This is a genomic window from Mesorhizobium sp. NZP2234, assembly GCF_013170765.1.
Lineage (GTDB): Bacteria > Pseudomonadota > Alphaproteobacteria > Rhizobiales > Rhizobiaceae > Mesorhizobium > Mesorhizobium loti_D.
The window spans coordinates 5753470-5778336 of the sequence record NZ_CP033364.1; the positions used below are offsets into that span (position 1 = coordinate 5753470).

General features: G+C 62.3%; 18 protein-coding genes and 1 pseudogene (1 of these 19 only partly in view). 8 read left to right on the forward strand and 11 right to left on the reverse strand.

From position 1 onward, the window contains the following. The 6 genes from EB230_RS28050 to EB230_RS28075 all read right to left on the reverse strand — a co-directional run. A protein-coding gene (locus EB230_RS28050; RefSeq protein ID WP_172374338.1) for an LEPR-XLL domain-containing protein crosses the window boundary here: on the reverse strand, positions 1-3745 show its 5' portion. The gene continues 26474 nt to the left of window position 1, outside the view; only the first 3745 of its 30219 coding nucleotides appear in the window; it begins with the start codon at positions 3743-3745; the stop codon falls past the left edge of the window. 118 nt (positions 3746-3863) lie between these two features. Continuing rightward, a complete protein-coding gene (locus tag EB230_RS28055; RefSeq protein WP_056565063.1) occupies positions 3864-4646 on the reverse strand; it encodes a SapC family protein in 783 nt (260 codons plus the stop codon). An 89-nt stretch (positions 4647-4735) separates the two neighbouring features. Then, complete coding sequence (locus tag EB230_RS28060; protein ID WP_056565065.1) at positions 4736-5674, reverse strand: radical SAM protein; 939 nt, start codon at positions 5672-5674, stop codon at positions 4736-4738. An 18-nt stretch (positions 5675-5692) separates the two neighbouring features. Then, positions 5693-6556 carry a hypothetical protein gene (locus tag EB230_RS28065; RefSeq protein WP_244493920.1) on the reverse strand — a complete coding sequence of 288 codons (864 nt, stop codon included), beginning with the start codon at positions 6554-6556 and terminating at the stop codon, positions 5693-5695. Then, positions 6549-7991 carry a hypothetical protein gene (locus EB230_RS28070; protein ID WP_172374339.1) on the reverse strand — a complete coding sequence of 481 codons (1443 nt, stop codon included), beginning with the start codon at positions 7989-7991 and terminating at the stop codon, positions 6549-6551. Before EB230_RS28070 ends, EB230_RS28065 begins: the two co-directional genes overlap by 8 nt. Further along, positions 7982-9010, reverse strand: a complete 1029-nt coding sequence (locus EB230_RS28075) for a methyltransferase (RefSeq protein WP_246738864.1) — start codon at positions 9008-9010, stop codon at positions 7982-7984. Before EB230_RS28075 ends, EB230_RS28070 begins: the two co-directional genes overlap by 10 nt. A 215-nt stretch (positions 9011-9225) precedes the next feature. On the opposite strand from EB230_RS28075, the gene EB230_RS28080 reads away from it, so the two are divergent. From EB230_RS28080 to EB230_RS28110, 7 genes and pseudogenes are all read left to right on the forward strand, one after another. Next, positions 9226-10533, forward strand: a complete 1308-nt coding sequence (locus EB230_RS28080; protein WP_172374340.1) for an outer membrane beta-barrel protein — start codon at positions 9226-9228, stop codon at positions 10531-10533. 262 nt (positions 10534-10795) lie between these two features. Continuing rightward, complete coding sequence (locus EB230_RS28085) at positions 10796-11113, forward strand: DUF3467 domain-containing protein (protein ID WP_172374341.1); 318 nt, start codon at positions 10796-10798, stop codon at positions 11111-11113. Between the two features lie 13 nt (positions 11114-11126). After that, positions 11127-13010 (forward strand): HlyD family efflux transporter periplasmic adaptor subunit, encoded by a 1884-nt coding sequence (locus EB230_RS28090; protein WP_172374342.1) that lies wholly within the window; start codon positions 11127-11129, stop codon positions 13008-13010. A gap of 1 nt (position 13011) precedes the next feature. After that, positions 13012-15165, forward strand: a complete 2154-nt coding sequence (locus EB230_RS28095; protein ID WP_172374343.1) for a PqqD family peptide modification chaperone — start codon at positions 13012-13014, stop codon at positions 15163-15165. Beyond that, entirely contained in the window at positions 15158-17146 is a 1989-nt protein-coding gene (locus tag EB230_RS28100) for a preprotein translocase subunit SecA (protein WP_172374344.1), read from the forward strand. Before EB230_RS28095 ends, EB230_RS28100 begins: the two co-directional genes overlap by 8 nt. Positions 17147-17150: 4 nt before the next feature. Continuing rightward, positions 17151-17975 (forward strand): efflux RND transporter periplasmic adaptor subunit, encoded by an 825-nt coding sequence (locus tag EB230_RS28105; protein ID WP_172374345.1) that lies wholly within the window; start codon positions 17151-17153, stop codon positions 17973-17975. A 122-nt stretch (positions 17976-18097) separates the two neighbouring features. Next, positions 18098-18345, forward strand: a pseudogene (locus EB230_RS28110) (ribonuclease activity regulator RraA); the annotation flags it as partial. Positions 18346-18464: 119 nt separating this feature from the next. On the opposite strand, the gene EB230_RS28115 reads toward EB230_RS28110, so the two are convergent. From EB230_RS28115 to EB230_RS28135, 5 genes are all read right to left on the reverse strand, one after another. Then, positions 18465-19058 (reverse strand): DJ-1/PfpI family protein, encoded by a 594-nt coding sequence (locus EB230_RS28115; RefSeq protein ID WP_056565099.1) that lies wholly within the window; start codon positions 19056-19058, stop codon positions 18465-18467. Positions 19059-19121: 63 nt separating this feature from the next. Beyond that, positions 19122-20072, reverse strand: a complete 951-nt coding sequence (locus EB230_RS28120; RefSeq protein ID WP_172374346.1) for a substrate-binding domain-containing protein — start codon at positions 20070-20072, stop codon at positions 19122-19124. A 54-nt stretch (positions 20073-20126) separates the two neighbouring features. Then, entirely contained in the window at positions 20127-21125 is a 999-nt protein-coding gene (locus EB230_RS28125) for an ABC transporter permease (RefSeq protein ID WP_172374347.1), read from the reverse strand. Then, positions 21113-22708 carry a sugar ABC transporter ATP-binding protein gene (locus EB230_RS28130; RefSeq protein ID WP_172374348.1) on the reverse strand — a complete coding sequence of 532 codons (1596 nt, stop codon included), beginning with the start codon at positions 22706-22708 and terminating at the stop codon, positions 21113-21115. Before EB230_RS28130 ends, EB230_RS28125 begins: the two co-directional genes overlap by 13 nt. A gap of 11 nt (positions 22709-22719) precedes the next feature. Further along, the gene (locus EB230_RS28135) at positions 22720-23421 is read right to left on the reverse strand and encodes a GntR family transcriptional regulator (protein WP_056565107.1); all 702 of its coding nucleotides are present in this window, start codon (positions 23419-23421) and stop codon (positions 22720-22722) included. Between the two features lie 211 nt (positions 23422-23632). On the opposite strand from EB230_RS28135, the gene EB230_RS28140 reads away from it, so the two are divergent. After that, the gene (locus tag EB230_RS28140) at positions 23633-24859 is read left to right on the forward strand and encodes an iron-containing alcohol dehydrogenase (RefSeq protein ID WP_172374349.1); all 1227 of its coding nucleotides are present in this window, start codon (positions 23633-23635) and stop codon (positions 24857-24859) included. The last annotated feature ends 8 nt before the right edge of the window (positions 24860-24867 follow it).

Consider the following 24867-nt stretch of genomic DNA (forward strand, 5'->3'; position numbering starts at 1 on the left):
CCGCCGTCACCGAGACAGTGGCTGCTTGAACTTTGGCCTTGTTGATGAGCGCGGTCGCGCCGCCACGCACGTCGTTGAACACGATGGCCGCGCCGATCGCGCTGCCGCTGGTCGCGCGCAGGTTGAAATCGAGTATCGAATAATCGAGATCGGCCTTCCACAGATCCTTGTCGGTGAAATCGACCTGGCTCGGATCCGTCAGGTCGAGCGTCGGATTGTCGGCGCCCAGATAGGTGTAGGTTTGCCCGCGTTCGCCGGTCAGCAGGACGAAGGCGGGATCGGTCACGAAATCGACGGTCGTGGAGCTATGCGTGAAATCGATATGCTTGTCGGGGCCGGTATATTTGTAGAGATGGCCGGCGCCGCCCAGCACCGAAACATAGACGATATCGCCGGTCTTGACGTCGATCGAGCCGGTGTTGCCATCGGTCTTGACGTCGTAATCGAGTCCGACCTTGGTGCCATAGGCCAGCGGCACCACCTTGTCGTCGGTCAGCAAGCGGTCTGTGTCGGGCTTCTGCCCGTCATCGAACAGATCCGCAAGCGCGTGCAGCCCGCCGTCACTGGAGGCGATCGCCGCCGTCTCGATCTTGGTGTTGGAATTGATCGTGGTGTCGTCCCGGGCGCTGACATCGAGTGCGCCGCTCGCGCTGACCTGCTTGGAAGTCGAACCGCCGTCGATCGTCGCCGAGGCAAGCCTGCTGACCTGGTTGCTCGACAGGATCGCGCCGATCGACTTCGCGCCGCTGGAGAGAATGCCGCCTTCGGAGACATTGCGCGAGGCATTGCTGACGGTGGCGTTGACGACGCCTTTCGAAAGTGCCGTGACCATCAGCGCGCCGGCTGCCGCGACCACGGAATCCGAGATCGTGGCACTGACCTTGACCTGTTGCTCGTTGGTCCAGAACTGGGTGCCGAGCAGGACATCGAGCGTCGCCCTGGCGATACCAGCGGCCGTGCTGCCGACATTGAAGCCGATGACGTTGAGCGCCTCCAGCCCGGTCACAGCCTTCGAAGAACCCATGGCCAGGCTGACCGGACCACGACCGTCTATATCGACATAGATGGTTGCGTCGACGAAGCTGTTGTCGGTGGCCGAAACGACGACGTCGGCGGTGCCGGTCGTCTGGACATCGCTGAGATCGATCGTTGCCGTGGTCGAGCCATTGACGACGTTGACAGCCAGAACGCCGGCGACCGCTGTCTTGGCGACAATCGGGGCATTCGCATCCTCACCGACCGGGGCCGAGGACGAGTAGGCCAAAAGGTTGGTCTGGTTTATCGCGGCGACCGTGACCGTGCCGTCGCTGTCGACATTCGACTGCGAAATCGAAGCGGCGGTCGTCTTGGTCACCATGTTTATGACGCTGACGCGCGCGACCTGCGTCGAGGGCGCTGTGTCGTTGGGGTTCACGCGCGGCTGGAAGGGTGTCGCGATCGCGATGAAGGTCGAATAGTCGCCGGCCAGCACAGAAACGCCGCCAGTGCCGGCGTTGACAACGCTCTCGTCTATCCCGGCGCTGGTTTCGCCAGTGACGCGATTCTCGGCGTCGAGACCGGTCGAACGGTAGGTGGTCGCACTCTCGGCCGTAACCTCCAATCCACCGGCATTCACGGTGATCCCACGGGCCAGAGCCTTCGTTGCATCGGAGGCGACATTGGTTACCGAGCCGAGCGAGCCCGAGACAACGGCGTTGCGCACCTCGCCCTTGCTGGACGCGGCAACCGCGACATCGCCATGGGCACTGATCGCGACTGGATGCGTGGAGACGGCGGCGGTTGCGGGACCGACAGTGACGCCCGTGGTCCGATTGACATTGGTGTCCGAACTGACAGCCGAGAAGATGACTATCCCCTCGGTGCCGGGAATCAGCACATCGGTTTCGGTCTGAAGATCGACCGCAACGCGGCTGTCGTCGGCGGCCGAGATTTGCACGTCCGTGACGCCATCGTTGATCGTGCCGCCGGTCTGAATGATCTTTGCTGCGGCATCGACCGACGTTGCCGTCGTGTTGGTGACAGTGACGTTGGATTGAACCTGCGAGTTCGTAAAACCGTTGATGACGGTCTTCGCCATCGTCGCCAGGTCTTCCGCGGCAATCTCGCCGCGCGACAGCGCGTCATTGAAAGCCTGCGAGCTGGTATCGAAAAGGCCGCCGGAGCCGGCCTTGATCTGGGCGATCGTGTCTTGCGGGATGCTGGTAAGCGCAAGAACGTTGTCGGGCACGACGACTTCGGTAAGGCCGAGGAGGTTGGGGATCGGAACCTCGGTGATCATCAGGTCTACATCGACACCGGTGTTGGCCGCTATCGTTATCGCCGATCCGGTGAGCGACGCCGTGGCAGCCAGCGTCACCGTCGATGTGTCGGTCAGCGTCGCGGCGATGGTGCGCAGGGTGCTCTGAGCCTTGCCGTGGGCCTTGACCGTGTTGGACACCTGAGACGAAACCGTCACCGCGCCGCCGGCCGCCGCAAGCGATCCGGCGATGGTGACGGTTGCCGACGTCGCCGTCGTTGCACTGAGCGTCGAAACGATCCCGGCCGCGTCGATCGATGTGCGAGCCCAGTCAACGGCCTCTATGTCGATCGACTGTGCGCTGATCACGGCGGAGGAGCCGATGTTGATGTCCTCGGCGCTCAAGCCAAGGCTGCCCGTGGTTGAAACGGCCGAATTGACGGCGATCTCCTCGCCGGCATCCAGCATCAGCGAGAAGCCGGCATTGCTGGGCAATGACGAAAGCGTCGTCACATTGGCGCTGTCGCCGAGATAGAGCCAGACTTTGCTGGTCGCCGCCGAATCGTAATTGGTGCCGTCGATGATCACGCGCAGGGAGTTGGCGCCGTTCGCCTGCACGGTGACGTTCTTGTTGGCTGCCGCCGAAACCGTGGCCGAGCGGTCGACGACGAGCACGCCGCCACCGACGGCGAAAGGCTCCATGTTCTCGAAGGCAAGCGTCGAGCCGTTCGGATTGGCGAACGTGACCTTTCCGGAACCGTTCGCCCCCAGCGTCGCGCTGCTGGCGGCCAGGCCTCCCGAATAGACAATCGTGTCCTGCCCGCCGAAGCCACCGTCCATCGTGCCGCTGAGCTTGCCCGCGGCCGCGATCGTGAAGGTGTCGTTGTTGCCGTCGGCGCCCTTCAGGTTCTCCGTGCCGGTGAATGCCACATCGACATGCGCGCCATTGATGGTGCCGGCATTGTTGCCGTTCAGCGTCCAGGCGGTGTTGGCGGAGCTGTCGAACACCACCTTGTCGTTGCCGCCGCCGCCGTCGAACAGGATCGACTTGGAAAGCGTATTGGCGCCAAACGAATCCTCGTCGATTTTCAGCGTATCCCTGCCGCTGCCGCCGGTGATCGAGATCGACGACGTGTTTGCGCTGGCATTGATGGTGCTCAGGTCGCCGAATGCCAGCACCTTGCCGCCATCGGTCTGGTCGATGATCTGGACCTGCTGGATGGTGGTGGCGACGTTGTTGACCGTCTGCACCTCTTCGATCAGACGGACCAGGATTTCATGGTCGACGTTCGGGCCGTCGGTTGCCAGATTGACATTGAGGTCGGCATTGAGCAGCAGGCGCGGCTCGAGTGGATCGAAGATCAGCCGAATGCGGTCGGCGAGTTCGCGCTGCACGCGCGAGCCCTTGACCAAGCGCGCCAGTTTGGCTTTCAGGATTTCAGAAAGCTTCGCCCGCCGGTGCGATATAGGCCTGCCGGAAATGCCTTCCGACTTGAACGGAAATGCCATCTTCGCTTACCCCCCGCTCGCGCGCTCATCTCATGAACCGCGCGGAACGCCCCAAATTCCCTGCCCATTTCCATGCCCAATGGCGAAAAAGGGCGCATTGAATGCGCCCTCCTTCAAATCATGCGTCCGCAGGCTCCGGAGCAGTTTCCGGCTCGGGCGCTTCATCTTTCAGCCCGACCGCTCCCGCCCCCATGCGCTCGGCCGTCGCCGACAGATGGCGCATCGACTGCAGATGCAAATAAATCAGTTCCAGGTCGTCGGCCCTGGCAAGCTCGGCCAGTTGATCGCCAGACAACGCCTTCAGCCGATCGCGGTTGACCGCGAAAAATCCCGACAGCATCAGCGTCTTGCCGTCGCGCAACGTGAAGCGGGCCTGCATCGCCTCGAACAGGTTGAGATCGTTGAGCCGCTTGGTCAGCGCCTGGGTGCGCTGGAACTGCACCTGATAGGCCTGCAGGAAACCAAGCACGTTTTGCAGGTACAATGTGCGTTCGCCGTCGCCGTCGAACAGCCGCTCGCCACGTCCCTTGCGGTTGCAGCCCTCGAATTCCTCGTCGACGCAAAGCGTGAAATTCGCACCGTCATCGGTGCTCGAGAAGACGAAGGGATAGCGGCGCAGGAACGCCGGGACATAGCGCCCGCCCCAGGATCCGTCCTCATTGACAAAGAGATTCTCACCGTCGCGCACGCCGAGCAGAACCACAGGAATTATACTTTCGCCCTGTCCGGCGAAAACCACGGCATATTCTGCCGCGGCACCGGAAAATTCGGCGGCCATCAGCGGCACCGAGTTAACCTGCCTGGCGAAAGCAAAATTGTTGCCGGTCTTGACCGACAAGTCGCCGTGGCTTTGGCGTGATACCGGTACCGCGCGCTCATATATTAAAAGTTGCTTAACCATTCCCCACCCGTATCAGCACAAAAAAGCAACCGAACGATCTCGTTCGGCTTCCGTCCAAAAAAACATTAAGGAAACCCTTTATTAGGAAACTAGACGATGGTTTCCGCAAGGGCAACAGCTTCTTTTGAAGAATTGATCAGCGGGACCAGTCGATCTGCATGATCGCCATATCTTTTGACATAAGCGCTGTTGAGGCCAAGGCATTGTGTTGACGCGCAACTGTCCCTGTAGGGGCATTGATAGAAGCCGTTTTTTGCGAACTCGTCCCAGAAGGCAGGGTCGATGTAAAGTTGCGGCTGATCGTTAACCAGAAGTAAAGAATCGTCGCCGAGCAGGCACTCGGGAAAGTTCTTGATCTCCACCGAACGACCGTATGCGCGCGCTTTGCGCGCCGCCTCCTTCAGGTAGGGCAATACGTCCAGATGGTTGGCGGCCAGGCCCTTCTCGTCGGTCTCGGCCATCGGCCAATACAACCAGAATTCCATCTGCGTGAGCCGCTTCAGATGCGCAAGCCTGTCAACAACGGCCGGCAACAATCGATAGCTGGCTTCAGTTACAACAGTATTGGTGATTGTAGCGACGCCCGGATATTCGTCGAGGATCTCCAATCCGCGTACCGTCTTTTCAAACGAACCCTTGACCGTGGTTATCGTGTCGTGGGTCATGGCGTCGCTTCCGGCGACGCTCACGAAAAATTCATCTATACCCGCTTCCACGAGGCTCTCACTGTACGCCCGGCGGCCCAGGTGCATGCCATGCGTCTGAATACGGACATGGTCGAAGCCGGCGGCACGTGCCTGGCGAGCCAGGTCCGGCAGGTCGCGGCGAAGTGTGATTTCCGAGCCGGTGAGGATAAGGCCCGTCCATTGGCGGGTGCGGCTGTTGTGGGCGAGCAACTCACGGAAGCTGTCATCGCTCTCGGGCGCAAGGCGATCCATCGTGCCCTCGATCATGCAATGCACGCATTTGAGGTTGCAGCGGAACTCCATCGTCAGCGACACGTATTTGCTATGATCGTAGATTGCCATCACGCGCCCATGAGAAATCTACAGAACGCCGTAATAGGCGCTTTTGAGAATTTCCAGCCTGCCGTCGATCATACGGTAATCGATGCCGACATCATAGAGCATGTGGTCGAGCCGGGCTTTGTTGGCGGTCAGGAAGGCCTGGATGGCGTCGGGATAGCCTAGCCTGTCGACGAACCAGATCAGTTGGTCGATGCGTATCCGGGAGAAATAAACACCGTCATTGTACTTCTTGTTGGCAACGACGATGATGCCGCAGTCGCAGAGTTCCGGCCACAGGATGGAGGAGATATCGAGGCCGTCGAGGTCGAGATGCGCCGACGCCGCGACCTTGCCCACAATGTCTTCCCAATCATCCTTGGCGTCGAAGAAATAATAGAGGTTGTCGAAGCGCAAGCCGGACGGGCTGAGCTGGTAGCAGAGCCCGGACGAAACCACGCCGCTCGGATTGCCGAGATAGACGCTGATCTCTTCGATCCCGCGTTCCTGCGCGCCGAGTGCGGCATCGAGATCGAGCGAGAACATGAAGTAGGGGCGCTTCGGCGACAAGGCGAGCGCCGACGGCGCATAGGGCGCCAACGCAGCCAGCACCCGTTCTATCGAGACTTCTCGCTCAAGGCGCTCGTAGTCGTAGAAATAGAGCTCCCAGCTGAAATCGCTGCCTTTTTGCTTGACGCCCCACACGGTCCGGAACGGACCGATTTCGCCCTGTACCGCGCGCACCATCTCGTTCAGCAGGGGCGGAGCGCCAAGCGCCTCGAAGGATTGCCAGAGCAGCGTCGAGGAGCGCAGCTTGCCCGCCGTGGCGGCCACCGGTTCGTAAGGCCAAAGGCAATAGTCGAACTGCTTGTCACCCGGCTGCGTCCACTCAAGAAAGTCAGCCACGGCCAACGCCCTTTCTTGCGGATGCGCCAAAATAAAGCGTCGCGAAATCCCGGCCATTGCGTCCAATTCCGCCGGACAGATGACCGAGCGGTTCGCCGGCGATCCGCGAAAGCCATCCATCAATCTTAGCCGGCTCGATACCATAGGCACGCCCCAGCCGCCTGACCGTGTCCTCCACCGAGGCAACCTGCAGACCGGCCGAGTAGAAGTTGATGTCGAAGGAATGCCGAGGCGATCCGTCTTCCTGCACCTCCATGAAGAAAATCCGATCGTCCGGGCAATGGTGGCGTGCCGCCTCGATCATCTCAAAGGCGGCATCGACCGAGGGAAAGGCAGCGGCATTGGCACGCAATCCGGCGAGACGCTGCCGGATTGCGGCGACACCACGTGCTTCGGCCGGCCAGAGATAGCGCGAAACCCTGGCGGATTGAGGGTCGTCGGGTCGCCATTTGACGGCGACATGGACCAGCTCGGTCACCGGTTTCGCCCCCTTCGCCAGACCGCGCCGGACCCGTCCGGAAAACTCGACATAGATCTTGTACAGTCCGGCCTTGCCGCCCTCGTAACCGAAATGCACGATCTCGGCCTCACCAAGATGTTCGCACAACATGGCAAGCATGGCTTCCGGCAGCGACAGCTTGCGGGCAATCGAACGAAGTCCGGCCTTGGGATCGGTTCCCAGCGAATCCTTGTGCACGATGGCGAGGAACCGATCCTCGTTGATCTCGCCATCGCCAAGCTTGGCCGATCGCTCGAGCCCGAATGGGCAGTTCAAATCCTCGATCAGCGAAAGCATGCGCTTGCCTTGCGCTTCGATCGGCGTCCGCTTCGGGTCGCCGGCCTCGGCAAACCGATCCAGCCGCTGCAGGATCGCAAGCACTGCCTCTTCAGCAAGCCTGTCCACTGAAGCCTGGCCATCCATGATGATGTCGGCGGCGGGCCGCACCCGTTCGCGTTGCATGGCATAAGTGCCGGCGATGAATCCCGTGTAATGCGCCAGGTAAGACTCCAGCCATCCCATGAAGGCCGGCGCTTCGCCAGGGGTCGCGCGTGCCCTGCCCGCCGCTTCGCCGATCTTGCGGGCCAGCGCTATGTCGGGCGGCGTATCGACCCAGATCAACGTGTCGATCAGTTCGCCGGTAGCGCCGTGCGCGCGCCCGAGCAGCGTGTCGAGCAGGACGCATTTCGGGGGTGGCGTCGTTTCGGCAAGCCGGATCATCTCCCGGACCAGCGGCTCCAGCATGATCTCGTCGTAGTTCGACCCGCGTTCGATCCAATCCCTGATCTCTGATGGCGGGGATGCGGTGATGGTCTCGAAGTCGTCATAGTGCAGGGCCGGCACGCCGAGCCGATCCTGCAATGCCTTGGTCAAAGAGGTTTTGCCGCTGCCGGGGTGGCCTGATATCGCGACAATCGGCGCCCGCTTCATTGCCATTTCTTTCTCGCGGTGATCAGCGCAAAAGGCATCTCGATCCCGACGAACTGGACACTGATATCGATAAAGCCGAGTTTGTCGAGTTCGGCCGCGTAAAAATCCGGCTTTCGAAAAAACGGCAGGAAGACAAGGTTGGCGACCATCGAATAGGGGAGCCTGATACCGGCGGGTTCGATCGGCATGCGCTCGAAGATCACCATGCGCCCACCGGGGTCGAGCGCGGCCGCGGCTTCTCGCATGAACGTGGCGGCATCGTCCCGCGGCCAGTCGTGCAGCACCGACTTGAAGCTGATGATGTCGTGGCCGGCCGGCAGCCGGTCGCGGCGAAAATCGCCCTCCTCGAAGGTGATCCGCGCCGCCTGTGGCGAGCCTGAGACATGGCGCCGGCCGAGCGCGCAGACGACGGGCAGATCGAAAACCGTCGCCTCCATCGACGGATTGCGCTCGCATATCTGCCGGGCGAATTCACCGCTGTTTCCGCCGACATCCAGGATCCTCCTGTGTCCGGCGAGGTTCAGCCGGTCGAGACAGGCCGGCGCTTCGTATCGGGTGAGCGTTGAGGTGTAGCCTACCCATCGCGCCGTGGCGGAGAGGTTTTCCGGCGTCACCTCCATGCAACGGTCGTAACGGAAAAGCTCGAACACCTGGGCTCGCGCCATGAACTGCGGAATATCCGAAAGCAGTTCCGCAAAAAGGCCATGAACGTCCGGCGCCGCCAGATTGGCGAACCAGAGCTTTGCCTCCAGCAGGTCACGGTGGGCAAGCGCTTCGCGGAAATCCGGCGTCAGGCGGAGCGGATCCTCGCCACGAACCACTCCATTGCTTGCCAGCAACTGAAGAAAGAAGTCGAAAGCAGTCTCGGGCATTTGAGCCAAGCGATAGATATCGCTTCGAGCCACCGACTGTCGGCCAGCCAGCAGGTCGACCAGCCCACGCGACAAAGCGAGAGCCAGGGCCCGCGACTCAATCTCGGTTTCGAGGAAACGGTCTACCTGCCGTATCGGATCGATATTGATCACGCCCAGTCCTCGCCCACGTTCCACTTGCCCAGCCTCATCGGTTCGAGCTTTCGACAGTTAAGGCCGTCTATTTTCACCGGCATCGTCATCTATTGTGGCAGATTCAACACAGTACATCGCAAGCGTATAGGATCGAGCCCAATCCGCGGACAATTTTTTGACACATTTCAGAACCGCGTGTTAGTCGCAATAACATTGGGTGAGGGAGTGACTTTATGGTCCGCAGTCTATTCGCAGCGTCGGTCACGATCGCCGCGCTCGTTTCCGTCACCTCGCTTTCACGAGCCGCAGACCAAATCGTCGCGCCCCAGGAAGCCACCGGCCCGTCGTGGACCGGATTCTTTGTCGGCGTGCACGGCGGTGGTGCCTTCGGCAATATGGGCTACGACCAGTTGCCGGTGTCTGCGGGAGATAGGACCGTCAGCTACAAGTTTGGCGCCGCGGACTTCGCCTACGGCGTCCATGGCGGCTTCGATTACCAGTTCAGCAATCGCTGGGTGGCGGGTTTTGAACTGGACTATACGCAGATCGACGCCGACTATTCGCCTAACGTCGCCGGTGGCTTCGGAACGCTGGTCAAGGCAAAATCGATCTATTCGGTATCCGGTCGCGCGGGCTACCTGGTGACGCCGCAGACGCTGGTCTATGGCCGGCTGGGATATGCCGGCATCAAGCTTGACGATATCGAGCAAGGCTTTTTCGACACTGTCAGCAAGACTGTTGGCGCGGCTGAGATCGGCATCGGCGCGGAAACCTTCCTGTTTGGCAATCTGACGGGGCGGATCGAAGCGAATTATTACCACCCCTTCGACAAGTTCACGAACACTGATGCCGAATCCTTCGATCCCCACTATCTCCTGGTGACGGCGGGCCTGTCCTATCGCTTCAACGCGCAGAACGGCTCCGCCTACCCGGTCCAATCGGCACCCGATATGAATTGGGGCGGTTTCTATGCCGGCGTCGATGGTTCCTACAATTTCGGCAACATGCAGCGTGAGATCGACGACGCAGGGTCGAGCGTCGGTCCTTTTGGAGCGCAGAGTCTCGGCGCCGGCGTTTTCGCTGGTTATGACGTCGTCCTCGGTTCTTCCTATCTCATCGGCGTGGAAGCGGGATTCGATTATCTCGACGCGCGTTTCGAGGATCCCGCGGGGAACTCGTTCCTGTTGGACTCGCCGACACTGTTCGGCACAGTCAAAGGCTCGCTATCGGCCACCGTACGCGCCGGCTATTTCGCCACGCCTTCGACGTTGGTCTATGTCAAGGGCGGCTTTGCCGGCTTGTTGACCGAGGCCAATGAAGACTTCTTCGCGCTCGACTCCGGAGGCAACAGCAAGATGCTGTCGGCTTACCAGCTCGGCGCCGGCATCGAATCCGCCCTGACCGACAAACTGTCGCTGCGTGTCGAAGGCCTCTACACCAAGGCGGTCGATGGCCTCACCGTCAACAACAGCCAGATCGGTCAGGTCGAACTGAAGCCGTCGCTGCTGAGCGGCAGGATCGGCCTCGCCTACCATTTCTAGCCGAGGCCGGCTCTCGGCTCGCACGCGATTCTTCGCGGTCCGAGCCGTGCGCGGGCCGCGGTAACGTTACCTCCCGCTTCTCCCTTTACGCTGCGAAGACGTCTTTCGGTCCCGACCCATTTGAATTATTGTCCGCCTCGGGCGTGTCGACCGAGATGGTCGGTGCCTTTCTCGGGGCGAGAATCGTAAAAACCGGCAGCGCATTCGACGACCGTGGTTCTCGACCGCGATCGAGGCAGCGACGACAGGCATGGGAGACCAAATGGCCAAGACACCAGCATCCGCTAAGCCCGCAAGACCCAAAAAGGAAGACGGCACGGCGCGCAAGGGCGTCCAGTGGCTTGAAGACCAGATGACCACCCACTTCGCCAATGTGGTCAACGTTCAAGGCACAAGGGAGCAGGTCGACCTGTTCTTCGGCACCAACCGGACCTGGAATGTCGAGGATGGCGGCTCCGTTTCGGTCGAGCTGTCCAATCGCATCATCCTGACGCCCCTGGCGGCGAAACGGTTGTGGACCGTGCTCGGTGGCGTGCTGCGCGAGCATGAGGCCCGCTACGGGTCACTCAACGTCGAGTAAGCGACCGGGAAAAATGGCCAAGGTCACGCAAAGCGACGATGCGGATGCGGCCGAAGAGGCCGCATCGGCCAGTTCCTTGACGCTTCTTGCGCCAGCGCTCTGGAAGCGCCTCTCCGAAGCAAGCACATCCGAGGATCTGGCCACCGCATGGCTCGCCTTGCAATGCAGCATGATCCCCGGTGCGTCGAAGGGCATTGTGCTCGTTGAGGCGCGTGGAGGAATGCGCCTGCTGTCGGCATGGCCCGAAGCGAACGACGAGCCAGCGGACCTCAAGAGCACGGCGGAACTGGCCCTGTCCGAACGCCGTGCCGTGGCGCGCGGCACGACCGCCGATTCCGTCGCCAGTCCCTCCGTGGCCTTTCCGATCCTTCTCGACGATGCCGTCATCGCGGTGGTTGCGGTCGGTATCGCCGTCGCCAAGCCGTCGCAGGCCAAGGAGGCGATGCGGGCCGCCATCCGCCAGATCCAGTGGGGCTCGGCCTGGCTGCGCGATCATCTGCGCGGCCAGCGGGCCAGCACCAATGTGCGCCAGCTCGACCGTTCACGCGCCACGCTCGACCTGATCGCTTCGGTTCTCGAACACCAGCGATTTGCTCCCGCGACCATGGCGGCCGCGACGGAACTCGCGATCCGTTTCGACTGCGCCCGGGTCAGCGTCGGCTTCACGCGCCGCGGATCGGCCCGCATCGCCGCCATTTCGCACACCGCGCAGTTCGGCCGCCAGATGGGCCTTGTGCGCGCTATCGGTGCGGCCATGGACGAGGCCATCGACCAGCGCTGTTCCATCCTCTATCCGATCGGCGTCGATGAGCCGATCGCCACCCACGCCCACGGCGAAGTCGCCCGGCTGCAGCATGACGGCCAGGTGCTCACGGTGCCGATGTTCGTCGTCGACGCCTTTGTCGGCGCCATCACGTTCGAACGCCGGCGCGGTCATGCCTTCGAGCCTGAGATCGTGCAGATCCTCGACATGATCGCCACCGCCATCGGTCCCATTCTCAACGAGAAACGACTGAACGACCGTTGGCTGATCTTCAAGGTCGGCGAATCGCTATGGCAGCAGATCAAGCGGCTACTCGGGCCTGGCTACACCGGCCGCAAGCTCGCCGCGATCGGCCTCGCCGCGGCGGCGGCCTTTGGCTACTTCGCCACCGACACCTATCGCGTCAACGCCGACGCGCAAATCGAAGGATCGGTTCGCCGCGCGATCATTTCCTCCTATGACGGCTTCATCCAGGAAGCCAAGGCGCGGGCCGGCGATGTGGTGACATCCGGCGATGAACTGGCGACGCTCGAAGACCGCGAACTGGCACTCGAGCGGCTGCGCTGGGCGACCCAGCGGCAGCAATACAGTTTCGAATACGACAAGGCCCTGGCGACCCGCCAGCCGGCCACGATCAATGTCGTCAAAAGCCAGATCGACCAGGCCGACGCGCAGCTCAAGCTGATCGACGAACAGATAGCGCGCACCAGGATCGTGGCGCCGTTCGATGGCCTCGTCGTGTCCGGCGATCTCAGCCAGCGGATCGGCGGCTCGGTCAGCCGCGGTGAACTGCTTTACGAGATCGCGCCGCTGACCGATTACCGCGTCGTCATGCAGGTCGACGAACGCCAGATCGCCGACGTCAGCGAGGGCCAGAAGGGCGAAGTTATCTTCGCTTCCCTGCCGGAAGAGCATTTTGAGCTGACCGTGGGCAAGATCACGCCGGTGGCGCAGGCCAAGGATGGCAAGAACCTTTTCCAGGTAGAGGGCAGCCTGACGCAGACATCGCCGCGGCTGCGGCCCGGCATGATCGGCGTCGCCAAGATCGCGATCGACCAGCGTCGGCTCGTCTCGATATGGGCGCGGCCGGTGCTGGAATGGTGGCGCCTGGCAAGCTGGCGCTGGATGCCGTGACGTGGCCAAGTCGCTGTTCAGCCCGTCCTGGTATCGCGTCGCCGAGCTGAAAGTCAGGCTACGCAGGCATGCCCAGATTCACCGGCAGAAATTCCGCGGCGAGATCTGGTATGTTTTGCAGGACCACCAGACCGGGCGCTTCCACCGGCTGTCGGCGTCCGCCAATCTGATGATCTCGCTCATGGACGGCAGGCGCACCTTGCATGAGATATGGGATCTCGTCGGGCGACGCGCCGGCGACGACCCGCCGACGCAGGATGAAGCAATCCACCTGCTTGCCGAACTGCACGCCTCGGACCTTCTGCAGGGCGAACTGCCGCCCGATTTCCAGGAACTGACCGACCGCTCCGCCAAGCAGGCGCGCAACGAGGTGATCAACAAGCTGCGCAATCCGATGGCGCTGCGCATGCCGCTGTTCGATCCGGACCGGTGGCTCGATCTCACCATGCCGCTGGTTCGGCCACTGTTCACGATCTATGGCCTGATCGCATGGCTGGCACTGGTCGGAACGGGCATCGCGCTGGCGGTGCTTCATTGGTCCGAACTGAGCTCCGACGCATCGGATCGCCTGCTCAGCGCCGGCAATGTCGCCTTGATCATCGCCATCTACCCGCTGGTCAAGACGTTCCACGAAGCGGGCCACGCCTACGCCACCAAAGCGTGGGGCGGCGCGGTGCACGAAGTCGGGCTGATGCTGCTCATCTTCGTTCCCGCGCCCTATGTCGATGCAACCGCATCGACCGCTTTTCGCGAGAAGTGGCGCCGCGTGGTCGTCAGCAGCGCAGGCATCATGGTCGAATTCGCATTGGCCGCCGCCGCCATGATCTTCTGGGTCAACGCGGAGCCTGGCCTTGCCCGCGCCGCCGCCTTCAACGTCATGGTCATCGGCGGCATCTCGACGCTTTTCTTCAACGGCAACCCGCTGCTGCGCTTCGATGGTTACTACATTTTCGCCGATCTGATCGAGGTTCCCAATCTCGGCACCCGCGCCAACCGTTACTTCTGGTACCTCGTCCAGCGTTACCTTCTGGGGATCACGAATATCGACAATCCGGCCTCGGCGCCGGGCGAACGCAAATGGCTGTTCGGCTACGCCGTGCTGTCCTTCTGCTACCGCATAATGCTCAGCCTCACCATCGCATTGCTGGTCGCCACCAAGTTGTTCTTCATCGGCGTCCTGCTTGCCCTGTTCACGGTTTTCGGCACCGTCGTGATGCCGATCTTCAAGGGCCTGAAATTCCTGCTGACGACGCCTCGCCTGCAAGGCCAGCGCGGACGCGCCATCGCATTGACCGGAGCCGCTGTCGCCGGGCTGGCCACGCTCGTACTGTTCGTGCCCATGCCGTACGGCACGGTGGCACAGGGTGTGGTCTGGATACCGGACCGCGCCGAAGTGCGGGCCGACACCGCCGGTATCGTCACCGAAATTCTCACCGCACCGGACACGATGGTTTCGGCCGGAACGCCGCTGCTGCGGCTGGAAGATCCAGGTATTAGCGGCCGCGTCGCACTGATCGAGGCGCAGCGGCACGAGTTGCAATTGCGTTACGAGGCGGTGCGGTTCTCCGATCGCGTCGAGGCGGACGTCCTGCTCGAGCAGATAAAAAACATGGAGGGCGTGCTCGCCTCGGTGAAGCAGCGGCGTGACGGACTGGTGGTAAGCGCCCATGACGCGGGACGATTCATCCTGCCAAAGGCGGCCAACCTGCCCGGCCGGTTCCTCAACCAGGGCGATCTGGTCGGCTATGTCGTCTCGACCACCACGCCGCAGTTGCGCGTGATCGTGCCGCAAAGCGAGGTCGATCTGGTGCGCGCGCGCACTGACGGCGTCGAAGTCCGGTACGCGGGCGAGTTCGGAAAGCCGGTGCCGGCCCGTATCAGCCGGGAAGTTCCGGCAGCCCAGTTCGATCTGCCAAGCCTGGCGCTTTCCGTGGAAGGTGGTGGAACCGTCGCCATGCGGTCCGGAAACGACGCCAGCGGCAAGCCTCGTGCGCTGGAAGGGCTGTTCGTTTTCGACGTTGCCCCCCAGCGGGCAGGCGAGCATCTGCTTCTGGGCAGCCGCGTCTTCGTTCGCTTCGACCACGGCAGGGAGCCGCTGATCTGGCGCTGGGTGCGCACCGTGCGCCAAACCTTCCTGAGCCGCTTCAATGTCTGACGCCGCTCTGATCAGGCCGCCGCTGCCGATCCTCTATGCCGAACGCGAAGATGCCAAGCGGGCGCCACTCGATGAATTCGCCTCGCGTGTCCTCGCCTATGCCGTCGTCGCGGGCTCGGGACGCCGTGCACGCCGGCTCGCCAATATCGTGCCCAGAGCAGATGCGTTCGACGGCGAGATGCGGGCGTTGTCGGACGAAGCGCTTCGCCTGCGAGCGCGGCATGTTTCGGTGTCGCTCAGGCGCAGGCGCGGCTTTCCGGAAGAAACCGTCGCCGAATGTTTTGCAATCATCCGCGAACTGTCGGCGCGCTTGAGCGGCAGGCGCCACTACCCCGTCCAGATGATCGGCGCATATGCGATGATCCGCGGCTACCTCGCCGAGATGGCCACCGGCGAAGGCAAGACGCTGACGGCGGCGTTGGCTGCCGGCACGGCGGCGCTCGCCGGCATGCCGGTTCATGTCGTGACCGTTAACGACTACCTCGCCAAGCGTGACGCCGAGCTTACCCAGCCGATCTACGATGCGCTCGGCCTGTCCGTCGGCGTCGTCGTCAGCGGCCAATCGATGCAGGAACGGCAGGCGGCTTATGGTGCCGACATCACCTATTGTACCAACAAGGAACTGGCATTCGATTATCTGCGCGACCGCATCGTGCTTGGCCAACGCGACGGGAACCTGCGATTGAAGCTCGAGGGCCTGCAGGACGAGACACCGCGCTCGAAGAAGTTGCGCCTGCGCGGCCTGCATTTTGCAATTGTCGACGAGGCCGACAGCGTGCTGGTCGATGAAGCTCGAACGCCGCTGGTCATTTCGGGCGAAGCGAAGGGCGAAATCTCGGCAGAGGCGGCGCTGGAGGCGTTGGAACTCGCCGCCACGCTGGAAGCAGGCACCGACTATCTGCTTTTGACCGAACAGAAGCGAGTGGTGTTGACCGATGCCGGCCGCGAACGTGTCGCCGAGTTCGCCGAGGCGCATGGCAAGGAATGGCGCGGTGTCATCGTCCGTGAGGAATTCGCTCGCCAGGCACTGTCGGCGTTGCATCTTTTTCATCGCGCCGAGGAGTATCTCGTCCGTGACGGCAAGGTGCAGATCATCGACCAGCACACCGGTCGCCTGATGCCCGACCGCGCCTGGACCGACGGGCTGCACCAAATGATCGAGGTCAAGGAGGGCTGCAAGCCCTCGGCGCGGCGCACCACCATAGCCCGCATGACGTATCAGCGCTTCTTCCGCCGCTACGCACATCTTTCCGGCATGACAGGAACGGCACGCCAGGTCGCCCGTGAATTCTGGAATGTCTATCGGCTACCGGTGGTGGCGATCCCGACGCACCGGCCAAGGCGGCGCAAGAACCTGGTCGATCGGGTACTGCCCGACGAAGAGGCCAAATGGGAGCTCGCGGTCAACCGCATCGCCGAGCTGCACGCACGTGGCGTTCCGGTTCTGATCGGCACAGGCTCCGTGGCCTGCTCGATGATCGCCAGCGAGCATCTTGCCAATGCCGGGCTTCCGCACCTTGTTCTTAACGCCGCGCAGGACAGCGCGGAAGCCGCCATCGTCGCGCAGGCCGGTGAACTCGGCCGCATCACGGTCGCCACCAGCATGGCGGGGCGCGGCACCGATATCCATCTGGCCGAAGGCGTCGAGGAACTCGGCGGACTGCACGTCATCATGATGGAGCGCCACGAGGCGCGCCGCATCGATGACCAGCTCGCCGGTCGCAGCGGTCGGCAAGGCCAGCCGGGGTGCTTCCAGGCGATCCTGTCGCTTGACGATCCCCTTGTCGAGTTTGCTGCCAGCCGGGCGTTCAAGAACCTCGCCCGGGCAGCTGCTCCGATCCTCGGCGAACGGCCGTCGCGCTGGTTGCTGCGCCATGCCCAGCGCCGTGCCGAACGTGTGCACGCGGGCATGCGCAAGGACCTGTTGGCTTCCGATGAAAAACAAAGCCGCACCCTCGCCTTCTCCGGCCGTCCAGAGTGAACCAATGAAGCCAATCGTCGCCGTTGCAGCCGCCCTTCTTTCCGTTGCCGCCACCGCCGTCAGAGCCATGACGTTCGACTGCGTCGCCGAGCCGGCGCAGCGCGTCCAGATCGGTACGCCGGTCACCGGTCTGTTGGCGTCCGTCGCTGTCGGTCGCGGCGCCCTCGTGCTGCCTGGCGACGTGGTGGCGAAGCTGGAATCGACGGTGGAGGAGGCCAATGTCGCGCTTGCCAAGGCGCAGGCGGAGGCCGACGAGGCCGTGCATGCGCAGCAGACACGGCTGACGCTGGCCGAAGCAGATCTGTCGCGCTCGAAAAAGCTGGTGAACTCTGGATCCGTCGCCACCTCGAAGGTCGAGGAGCTGGAAGCCAATGTCGAGATCGCCAAGCGCGACCTCGACACCGAGAAGCGCAAGATGCTGCTCGCGCAGATCGAGCTTCAGCGCCAGCAGGCACTGCTTGATCGGCAAAGCATCCGCAGCCCAATCAAGGGATTTGTCGCCGAACAGAGCCTGCGCGCCGGTGAATTCGTCCGCCAGGACAGCCCTATCATGACGATCGTGCAGATCGATCCCCTCTTTGTCGAAGCCTATGTTCCCGTCGATCTGTGGGGCAAGATCATCGTCGGGACTCACGGCTCGATCATCCTCAACCAGCCTGACCAGCAGAGGCGTGGAGCAGCGGTCACCGTGGTGGATAAGGTCTTCGACGCCGCCAGCGGTACGTTCGGGGTTCGATTGGAACTTCCCAATCCCGATGACCAAATTCCGGCAGGCCAGAGATGCCAGGTCGATTTCGACGTGCGGTCGCAGGCAACCGTCTCGCCCTGATCGCCACTTGGATATCGGGCTGCGTAATTGATACGGCAGTACGTTCGAGACAGGGCGTCGGCTACCTTCCGGGCGTCAGTCGCGCGATTTGTTCAAGAAGGAGCAGTAATCGATCCACGACCGCGTGATCGACGCCGATTGCCTGCGGCGGTGTCACGTTGATCCCCGGCGACTTTATCGTTGCCGACGACGGGGGGTGGTGGTTCCCGTCGCGATGGCGGCGCAGGTCATCGAAGACTCGAAGAAGCATCACGATTGGAACGAGTTTTCGCGAGAGAAGCTCATGCAGGGCGCGCCGCTGCAACGCTATTATCCGCTGCATGAAGACGCCCGCGCAGAGTACGAAGCGTGGCGCAGCGCAGGGCGCTAGTACAACCAGCTGACGTATGGATCACCAGCGCGTCTCGACCAGGGCTTTGTGCACTTGGAGCGGTGCAACTTCAAACCAGGGTGGTGAACCGCTCCAAGTACTTTCTGCCTGGACTATCTTTAGTTATGCCGGATTTCCGTGCCGAGCACTTTCAGGCATTCCCGGATGAAGGCTGCCAAGGCCGTCCAGCCTTTGGCCGAAACCATCGTCCCGTCGACATAAGCCTCCGTCGGAGACAGGTCGATGTAGGTGCCGCCGGCGAGTGTGACTTCCGGCTCGCAAGCCCCCAATGCGCCAACCTTCTTGCCGCGCACGACGCCATCGACCGCGATGAGAATCTGAACGCCATGGCAGATCGTAAAGATAGGCTTTTGGGCTTCATGGAAATGACGCACGATCGCCTGAACGCGCTTGTCGGTGCGGATATACTCAGGGCCACGACCGCCGGCGCAATAGACCGCGTGGTATTGGTCGAGCTGCTTCTCAGCGTCGGAAAACGTCTTGTTGATCAGCGCGTAGTGGCCGAGCTTTTCGGTATAGGTCTGGTCGCCCTCGAAATCGTGCAGCGAGGTCTTGATCACGTCTCCGGCGTTCTTGTCCGGGCACACGACGTGGACCGTGTGACCCACGGCTTCCATCGCCTGCTGATAGACGAAGATTTCGTATTCTTCGGTGAACTCACCGGTCAGCATCAGTATCTTTTTGCCTGGCATGGCTCTTCCTCTCGGTTTTGGCTCGGCAAGGCGCGGATCGCGCCTTGCCTTCTGGGGATCGGATCAGAATGGCGAGTCAGGGAAATAGTATTCCTTGGCGTTGGCCTGGGTGATCAGCGGCGCATCGAGCTTGACGGTGCCGCGGACAGGTGCCTGGCCGATCAGATTGGCAACAGTCATGTAGATCGCTGTCTTGATCATCGACGGCGGATATGGGGTCTCGACCGGCGTCATCGCGTCGCCATCGATCACCTTCTTCACGATGTCCTTCATGCCATTGCCACCGAGAGCCAGCTTGATATCGGTCCGGCCCGATTGCTTCACGGCCTCGAGCACGCCAAGCAGCATGTCGTCGTCATTGGCCCAGACCGCATCGATATGCGGATACTTGGCCAGGTAGTCCTGCATCAGCTTGAAGGCCTCGTCGCTGTTCCAATGCGCGTACTGGATGTCCAGCACCTTCAGTCCGGTGCCCTTGATCGTGTCCTCAAAGCCCTTGATGCGCTCATCGTCGATGACCGTCGGAATGCCGCGCAGCACCACGAGATCGCCCTTGCCACCCAGCTTGTCGATCATGAACTTCGCGGTATTGGAGCCCACCGCGATGTTGTCGCCGGCGAGATAGAGGTCCTGAATCGAGGAATCGGTCAGGCCTCGGTCGACGACGGTGATGAAGGTTCCCGCGCCCTTGATGGCCTTGACCGGCTGGGTCAGTTCTTCCGAACTGTACGGCAGGATGACCAATGCATCCAGTTTGCGGCTGGCGGACAGATCCTCGAGCGCGCTGACCTGCTCGGCGGCCGATGGCGACGTCTTGACGACCACTTCCACGCCCGGGAAAGCCGCGTTGATCTCCTTGGCGGCCTGCTGGGCATGATAGACGACACCCGCGGTCCAGCCATGGTCAGCCGCCGGTATCGACACCGCCACGACCTTCTTGTCCTGCGCCATGGCCTGTCCAGCCAGCAGCAGCGAGCCAAGGGCGGCCGCCGCGATCCATTTTCTACTCAACATTCTCTTCTCCCATGGACCTACAAAAACCTGGCTCCCGCGTGGTCCGGACACGGGCTATTTCGAATTGGAAAACCGCTGGATGAGCATGGCGATGATGATGATGACGCCCTGAACGGCGGCCACGAGGTACTCGGAGACGAAGTCCGACAACACCATCAGGTTTGCGATCAGTTCCAGGATGACCGCGCCGGCGACTGTTCCCCACACATGGCCCTTGCCGCCGCGCAATGCGGTGCCGCCGATCACCACGGCGGTGATGACCTGCAATTCCCAGAGCTGTCCGGTGGTCGGCGTGGCGGCGCCAAGGCGCGGCACGTAGCAGATCGCGGCGATCGCCACGCACGCGCCCTGGACTATGTAGGCGATGGTGCGGGTCTTGATGACCGAGATGCCGGAATAGCGCGCGACATCCTCATTGGCGCCCACAGCCGCGCATTTGCGTCCGTATTTCATCTTGTAGTGGATGAAGGATGCGACGGCGGCAACCGCGATGGATATCAGGATCGGGATCGGAATGCCGGCGACCGTACCGAAATAGACAGGTCGGTAGGCGTCGCGCAGCGACCGGTCGATCGGGATCGTGCCGCCGTCGGTCAGATAGGTGATCAGCGCCCGGAAAATTCCCATCGTGCCAAGCGTCGCGATGAACGGCTCGATCCGGCCCACCGTGACGATCAGCCCGTTGGCGAGCCCACACAGCAACCCGACCAGGATCGCAACGACCATTCCGGCGGGAATGGCCCACAGGCCGGCATGCGGTGCCATCGCGTTCATGAACATGATGGTGATGCCGGTGACGAAAGCGGCCATCGAGCCGACGGAAAGATCAAGCCCTCCCGACGAGATGACGAACGTCGCACCGACCGCGATGATCGCGATGAAGGCGCTGCGGGTGATCACGTTGGCAAGGTTGGTGGCCGAGAGGAAGTCCGGATTGATAAGAAAGCCCGCCACGAGCAAGGCAGCCAATGCCAGGAAGGGTCCGACGTCGGTCCAGGTGAGATTCAAATCGCTGATCCGGCGGGTCGTCGGGGATTCGGTCACGACAGCCATTCTGTTCCTCCCTTGGCCTTTGGCCCCGGCTTCGGGCCACTGGTTGCCAGCAGCGCCACATTGCTTTCAGTCATTTCGGCGCCGCTGAGTTCTCCGGTGACATGTCCTTCACGCATCACCAGGATGCGATCGCAGATACCGATCAGCTCCTGCATCTCCGAGGAGATGACGATGCAGGCCTTCCCCTTGGCGACCAGACCGTGGATGAAGGCGTAGATCTGCGCCTTGTTGGCGATATCGATGCCGCGCGTCGGCTCATCGATGATGACCACCGACGGGTTGGTCAAAAGGATCTTGGCCAGAAGCAGTTTCTGCTGGTTGCCGCCCGAGAGTTGGGCCGCCTTTGCGGCCGGGCTTTTCACCCTGATGTCATAAGTCTCGACGGCCTTTTCCAAGGCCTCCGTTTCGCGCCGGCGACCTATCGAAAGACCGGGATGGAAGACGCTAAGCGCGGAGAGTGTCAGATTGGGTGCCAAGCGCTCCTGCAGCAGCAATCCCTTGCCCTTGCGGTCCTCGGTCAGGTAGCCGATGCCGGCGTCGATCGCGGCGCGCTGCGACTGGAAGTGGACCGGCTTGCCCTCGAGCTCGACCGTGGCGGTTGCCGGGCGCAGGCCGACGATACCCTCGAACAGCTCGGTGCGGCCGGCGCCGACCATCCCGGCAAAGCCGAGAATCTCGCCCCTGTGGACCGTGAACGATACATCCTCGACATAGCCGGGAACGGTGGCGTTCCTGACACTCAGCATTGGGATATCGGATGATGCACCGGTCTTTTCGGGATAGAGCGCGGCCAACTCACGGCCGACCATGAGACGCGCCATGTCCATCTGGTTCAGCGTCCTGCCGGGATAGGTGCCCACCATCTTGCCGTCGCGCAGCACGGTCACCTTGTCGGCGACCCTTTGCACCTCGTCCAACCGGTGGCTGATATAGAGCACGGCGGTGCCGTGGGCCTTCAACTGCAGAACGATTTCCAGCAGCCGTTCGACCTCTCCGCCGGTCAGCACGGCGGTCGGTTCGTCGAAGATCACAACCTTGTAGTCGTCAAGCAACGCGCGAGCGATCTGCACCATCTGCCGGTCGGCCAGCGAGATGTCGCGCACCAACGCTGTCGGCGATACGAAACAGCCGATCTGCGCCAGCTTCTCGGCCGCCAGCCGCCGCATGGTACGGTCGTCCACGACCGGGCCGCGCGAAAGCTCACGCCCGAGAAACAGATTGTCCGCCACCGTCAACGCCTCGGCGAGCAGGATCTCCTGATGCACCAGCGCGATGCCGGCATCCTGTGCCTGGCTGGGCTTGGTGAATTTCACCGGGTGGCCGTTCATCGACAAGGTGCCGCTGCTTGGCTCGACATAGCCGGACAGCAGCCTCATCAATGTCGACTTGCCGGCCCCGTTTTCGCCGATGATGGCGTGGATCTCACCGGGCAGGATGTCGAGCGTGACGTCCGCGAGCACCGTCACCGGGCCGTATTGTTTCGAGAGGTGCCCGGCGCGCAGCACCGGTTCGACGGCGCCCGGCATGTCACCAGAGGACAGCGTGCTTCCTCCCTCCCCTGCGATATTGGCGGCAATGGACATCGGTTCCAGCCTCAATCGAATGCCGGAAGCAAGCGATCGCGGGAATGCTCGATATGGACGCGCATGGCCTCTTGGGCGGCGTCCGGGTCGGCCCGACCGAATGCGGCGAGAATCGCCTCATGTTCGTCGAGCGCTTCCTCGGTCACGCGGGAATGGTACATCAGGCGGAAGATGTGGAAGTGGGTGTGCTGGTGGCTCAGCGTCTCCCGAATGAGTTCGTTTTCGGAAAACTCCATGATCTTGTCGTGGAAGATCGCGTCCTGCCGGGCGAAATTCGAATAGCGCAGGCGATCATCCTTGCCTTCGCGCCGCGACATCACGCCGGCCGCTTCCAGCAAAGTGCTGAGCTTCGCTTCGTCCATGGCAGCGGCGGCTTTCGCCGCGGCATGCGGCTCAAGCAGAAGGCGCATCTCGTACAATTCGTCAAAACGGCGACGGGTAATCTGGGGTGCCGCGCGGTACCCAATGAGATGCGTCTTAAGCACCAGGCCTTCACCTTCGAGGCGGCCGAGCGCCTCCCGGATCGGTGTGTGCGAGACGTTGAATTCCTTGACCAGGCTATCGACGGTGATGCGTGAACCCGGCGCGATCTTCAGCGCCATGAGCTGAGCGAAGATGGCTTCGTAGACATCTTCGACCAGGCTGTTGGAGCGCTGGATACGCCCCGCTGCGCCAATCGTTTCGGTCGTATCGGGTGAGTTCGCGGTTTGCATCTTTTTGCCTCTTGACAGTAAGGACTGCTAACACGATGCTCCGGCCGATGCAATCCTATATCCTATACGATTTTAAAGCGGATATGTTTTTGGGCCGCCGCCTAGGTGTCGCCGCGGCGCGTCCAACGCCCTTCGCCGACAGGCGGCGGACATGTCGCGATAGCCTTTCCCAGTTCCCAGTTGAGCCGCCGTCAAAGGAAAAAAGATCATCATGAGCCTCTTCGCCGCCCTCCGGCTTCCGCGTGAAATCCTTTTCGGCAAAGGCCAGCGTCATGCGCTGCCGACAGTCGCCAGCAGGTTCGGGCGCCGCGCGCTGGTCTGTACCGACGAGCGCTTCGCCGGCACCGCGGTGTTCGCGGAGGTCGTCAAATCGCTCCAGGACGCCTCAATAGAGGTGCTGGTGCATGACCGCGTCCTTCCCGACGTACCGCGTGAAACAGTCAGCATCTGCGTCGACGAGGCGACGGGGTTCCGGCCCGAGATGGTGATCGGCATTGGCGGCGGCAGCTGCCTCGACTTTGCCAAATGCACCACCTTGCTGCTCAGCCATGGCGGCAAACTCCAGGACTACTATGGGGAGTTCAAGGTGCCCGGTCCCACGCTGCCACTGATCGCCGTGCCCACCACGGCGGGCACTGGCTCCGAAGTGACGCCGGTCGCGGTGATCTCCGATCCCGACCGGACACTCAAGGTCGGCATATCGAGCCCGTATCTGATCGCCGCGGTTGCCTTGTGCGATCCCGACCTCACGATGACCTGTCCGCCCGGGCTGACCGCGATCGCCGGCGCCGACGCATTGACTCACGCAATCGAGGCTTTCACCGCCATGCGGCGCGGCGAGGACCCGGACCTGCCGCAAAAGCACGTGTTCATCGGCAAGACGGCGCTGACCGATCATTTCGCGCTGCTGGCCATAAAGCTGCTGGGTCGCGGCCTGCAGAAAGCCTGCACGGACGGCACCGATGCCGATGCGCGTGCCGATGTGATGATGGGCGCGTTGGCGGCAGGGTGTGCATTCGGCACCGCCGGAACGGCGGCGGCTCATGCCGTGCAATATCCCGCCGGGGCGCTGACGCACACCGCGCACGGCTTGGGCGTGGCAACCATGATGCCCTACGTCATGACCTATAACAGGCGTGTGGCCGCCGCTGAAATGGCCGAGATCGGCCGCGCGCTCGGGCTCTCCGCAAATGGGCGCAGTGAAGACGAGCAGGCCGGCGCTGCCATAGAGGAGATCAGGCGGCTGTTCGCGGCGATCGGCATCACCTCGACGCTGGCGGATCTTGGCCTACCCGCCGATAAACTGGACTGGACCGCCGAGCAGGCGCTCGGCATCGACCGCCTCATCAAGAACAATCCGCGCCCATTCGATTTCGCCGCCATGCGACGCCTGGTTCAGGCAGCCCACGACGGCGACCTCGCGGCCTGCGCCAATTGAACGAACGG

Coding starts and splice junctions, on each gene's coding strand:
- EB230_RS28100 (WP_172374344.1), top strand. CDS start 15,158: ATGTCTGACGCCGCTCTGATCAGGCCGCCGCTGCCGATCCTCTATGCC.
- EB230_RS28055 (WP_056565063.1), bottom strand. CDS start 4,646: ATGGTTAAGCAACTTTTAATATATGAGCGCGCGGTACCGGTATCACGC.
- EB230_RS28125 (WP_172374347.1), bottom strand. CDS start 21,125: ATGGCTGTCGTGACCGAATCCCCGACGACCCGCCGGATCAGCGATTTG.
- EB230_RS28120 (WP_172374346.1), bottom strand. CDS start 20,072: ATGTTGAGTAGAAAATGGATCGCGGCGGCCGCCCTTGGCTCGCTGCTG.
- EB230_RS28140 (WP_172374349.1), top strand. CDS start 23,633: ATGAGCCTCTTCGCCGCCCTCCGGCTTCCGCGTGAAATCCTTTTCGGC.
- EB230_RS28105 (WP_172374345.1), top strand. CDS start 17,151: ATGAAGCCAATCGTCGCCGTTGCAGCCGCCCTTCTTTCCGTTGCCGCC.
- EB230_RS28080 (WP_172374340.1), top strand. CDS start 9,226: ATGGTCCGCAGTCTATTCGCAGCGTCGGTCACGATCGCCGCGCTCGTT.
- EB230_RS28135 (WP_056565107.1), bottom strand. CDS start 23,421: ATGCAAACCGCGAACTCACCCGATACGACCGAAACGATTGGCGCAGCG.
- EB230_RS28115 (WP_056565099.1), bottom strand. CDS start 19,058: ATGCCAGGCAAAAAGATACTGATGCTGACCGGTGAGTTCACCGAAGAA.
- EB230_RS28060 (WP_056565065.1), bottom strand. CDS start 5,674: ATGGCAATCTACGATCATAGCAAATACGTGTCGCTGACGATGGAGTTC.
- EB230_RS28070 (WP_172374339.1), bottom strand. CDS start 7,991: ATGGCAATGAAGCGGGCGCCGATTGTCGCGATATCAGGCCACCCCGGC.
- EB230_RS28130 (WP_172374348.1), bottom strand. CDS start 22,708: ATGTCCATTGCCGCCAATATCGCAGGGGAGGGAGGAAGCACGCTGTCC.
- EB230_RS28085 (WP_172374341.1), top strand. CDS start 10,796: ATGGCCAAGACACCAGCATCCGCTAAGCCCGCAAGACCCAAAAAGGAA.
- EB230_RS28090 (WP_172374342.1), top strand. CDS start 11,127: ATGGCCAAGGTCACGCAAAGCGACGATGCGGATGCGGCCGAAGAGGCC.